The organism is Methyloceanibacter sp., assembly GCF_051306395.1.
In the GTDB taxonomy this organism is placed as follows: domain Bacteria; phylum Pseudomonadota; class Alphaproteobacteria; order Rhizobiales; family Methyloligellaceae; genus Methyloceanibacter.
In genome coordinates this window covers 1-3,331 of record NZ_JBPPND010000269.1, presented here as the reverse complement: position 1 = coordinate 3,331, position 3,331 = coordinate 1, and the positions used below count along the sequence as shown (strand labels likewise).

Annotated in this window: 2 protein-coding genes; both read left to right on the top strand. The window is 64.8% G+C overall.

Annotated features, from left to right (window positions below; genetic code table 11):
• The first annotated feature begins 124 nt into the window (after positions 1–124).
• Positions 125–2,122, top strand: coding sequence for a 3-hydroxyacyl-CoA dehydrogenase NAD-binding domain-containing protein (locus ACSLE4_RS14420; protein WP_435905123.1), 1,998 nt, complete (start codon positions 125–127; stop codon positions 2,120–2,122).
• Between the two features lie 25 nt (positions 2,123–2,147).
• A partial coding sequence (locus ACSLE4_RS14415) for an acetyl-CoA C-acetyltransferase (RefSeq protein WP_435905122.1) occupies positions 2,148–3,331 on the top strand: 1,184 nt, incomplete at its 3' end.

The following is a 3,331-nucleotide window of genomic DNA, read 5'->3' as shown; positions in this document are numbered from 1 at the left end:
CTTGCGCGACATGGTCGCCCGCGTTATCGCGGTGGACGACTTCTCCGCCTCGGAGCTTGAACGCAAGCCGAACGAAGAGACCCACCAGAAGCAGCATATCGCCGCCGAGTAACAGTAGAGCCCCATGCCGATTACGCTTCCCGAACTCAAGGACTGGACCTTCTCTGTCGACATCGAGGGCATCGCCTGGGCGGTCATCGACCGCGAAGGCGAGAGCATGAACGCGCTCGGCCGCCGGCCCACCGAGGAGCTTGCGAAGATCGTCGCGGCCGTCGAAGGCGCTGAGGCCGGCGAGATCAAAGGCCTCGTGTTGATGAGCGGCAAGGAGTCGAGCTTCATCGCCGGCGCCGACATCAACGAGTTCGCGGGCTTCGACACCGAGGACAAGATCAAGGAGGTGGTCGGCGAGACGCTTCAACTTCTCGACCGCATCGAGCGTCTGCCCGTGCCCGTGGTCGCCGCCATCCACGGCTACTGCCTCGGCGGCGGGCTCGAATTGGTGCTCGCCTGCGATTGGCGCATCGCCGACCGCGAGGAAGGGACGCGGCTCGGCTTTCCCGAGGTGAAGCTCGGCATGTTCCCGGGGCTGAACGGCACGGTGCGCGCGATTCAAGCGGCGGGCCCAGTGGACGCCATGACCGCGATGCTCACGGGCAAGATGCTGCGGCCTACCGCTGCACGTGCGATGGGCCTCGTCGATCAGCTCGTGCCTACGCGGCACACGCTGAAATGGGCCGCGCGCAAGGCGGTCCTGCAGAAGCGCCGGTCGAAGGGGGCGCCCTGGTGGAAGAAGCTGATGCTGAAGCAGCCGGTGCGCGGCCTCTTGGCCAAGCAGATGCGCGCCAAGACGGCTGCCAAGGTGCGCGAGGAGCACTACCCGGCGCCCTTCCGGCTCATCGATCTGTTCGAGCGTTACGGTGACGATCCGGCCCGTATGAAGAGGGCCGAGACCGAGATGTTCGCGCCGCTGATGGCGAGCGAAACCTCGCGGAACCTGCGCCGCGTCTTCAAGTTGTCCGAGATGTTGAAGGATTCCGCGCCCAAGGACGGCTTCAAGCCGCGCAAGGTCCATGTCGTCGGCGCAGGCACCATGGGCGCCGACATCGCCGCCTGGTGCGTGGTCTCGGGCATGCAAGCGAGCTTGCAGGATCTCGACGCCGAGCAGATCAAGAAGGGCCTTTCCCGCGCCAAGAAGCTGTTCAAGAAGCGCCTGCGCGGCAAGACAGCCGTCGACTCCGCCGTCGCGCGGCTGATCGCCGATCCGGACGGCAAGCAGATCAAACATGCCGACGTCGTCATCGAGGCCATCGTCGAGAAGCTCGACGTAAAGCAGAACCTATTCGCCGAGCTCGAAGCCAAAGCGAAGCCCGGTGCGGTGCTCGCCACCAACACGTCGTCGCTGAGGCTCGAGGAGATCGCCAAGCCGCTGAAGGATCCCGCCCGTCTCGTGGGTCTTCACTTCTTCAATCCCGTGGCGCAGCTCCCGCTGGTCGAGGTCGTGCGCGGCGAGGGCACGCGGGAGGAGGAGATCGGCAAGGCGTGCCGCTTCGTCACCGCCATCAACAAACTCCCCTTGATCGTGAAGAGCTGCCCCGGTTTCCTGGTGAACCGCGTGCTCGCTCCGTACATGATGGAGGCCGTGCGCCTCTATCAAGACGGCCAGCCGCGCGAGAAGCTCGATCAAGCCGCGCTCAAATTCGGCATGCCCATGGGGCCCATGGAGCTCATGGACATGGTCGGACTCGACATCTGCAACAAGGTGGGCGAGGAGCTCGATCTGGCGCCCACAAGCGGCGGCAAGCCCGACAACGTGCTGGCGACTCTCGTCAAGCAAGGCAAGCTCGGCAAGAAGACGGGCGAAGGTTTCTACGTCTGGGAAGACGGCAAGCCGAAGCGTGACGCAGCGGACTACGACGATGCGGAGTTGGCGCGCCTCGGTCGCGAGCTCATCAGGCCGCTGCTCGACGAGGCGGAACGCGCCGAAGCGGACAAGGTCGTGGAGGACGCCGACCATGTGGATGCGGGGGTGATCTTCGGCACGGGCTTTGCCCCGTTCCGCGGCGGGCCGCTGCACTACCGGAAGACGGAGAACGCCGCACCGGCGGGCCAAGCCGCGGCGTAAGGACGAAGAGGCCGGAAGGAACGACATGACGAAAGCGATACGGCGCGTTGCGGTGCTGGGCGGGGTGAGAGTCCCGTTCTGCCGTTCGCATACGGCCTATGCCGACCTCTCGAATCTCGATCTGCTCACCGCCGCGCTCGGCGGTCTGGCGGACCGCTTCACGCTGCATGGCGTACATGTGGACGAGGTGGCCGGCGGCGCCGTCGTCACCCACGCCAAGGATTGGAACCTCGCGCGGGAGGCGGTGATCGGCAGTCCTCTGGCGCAGACCACGCCCGGCATCACCATGATGCAGGCCTGCGGCACGAGCCTGCAGAGCGCGCTCGGCCTCGCCGCCAAGATCGCCACCGGCCAAATCGAGTGCGGCATCGCCATGGGCTCCGACACCACGAGCGACGCGCCCATCGTCTTCCAGCGTAAATTCGCCCAGCGCCTGGTGCAGGCCTCGCGCGCCAAGACCATCGGGCAGCGGCTCTCCGCCTTCAAAGGCATGATGCCCGGCGAACTCGCCCCTCAGCCGCCGGACACGCGCGAACCCCGTACCGGGCTCGGCATGGGCGAGCACTGCGAGCTCATGGCCAAGGAATGGGGCATTACCCGCGAAGACCAGGACGTGCTGGCCTTCGAGAGCCATTTGAAGGCGGCCGCGGCCTATGACGAGGGCTTCATGGACGACCTCGTCATCCCCTGTGCCGGCGTGTTCCGCGACAACAATATCCGCGAGGATATTTCGCTGGAGAAGATGGCCGAGCTGAAACCCGTTTTCGACAAGGCGGGCGGGACGATTACGGCGGCGAATTCGACCCCGTTAACCGATGGGGCCGCTAGCGTACTGCTTGCCAGTGAAAAATGGGCGGAAAACCGCGGAATTCCGATTCAGGCATATTTAACTTTGGGTCGCACTTCTGCCGTAGACTATGTGCACGGTGAAGGTCTGCTGATGGCGCCGACCGTGGCTGTGAGCGAGTTGCTTCAACAGGCCGGTCTTGCGCTTCAAGACTTTGATTATTATGAGGTTCATGAAGCATTCGCTGCGCAGGTGCTGGCCACGCTGAAGGCATGGGAATCAGAAGCCTATTGCCGAGCCCGACTGGGGCGGACCGAGCCATTGGGCGCGATCGACCGGTCGAAGCTGAACGTCAAAGGCTCTTCCATCGCCATCGGCCATCCCTTTGCCGCCACGGGCGCACGGATTCTGGCAGTTTTGGC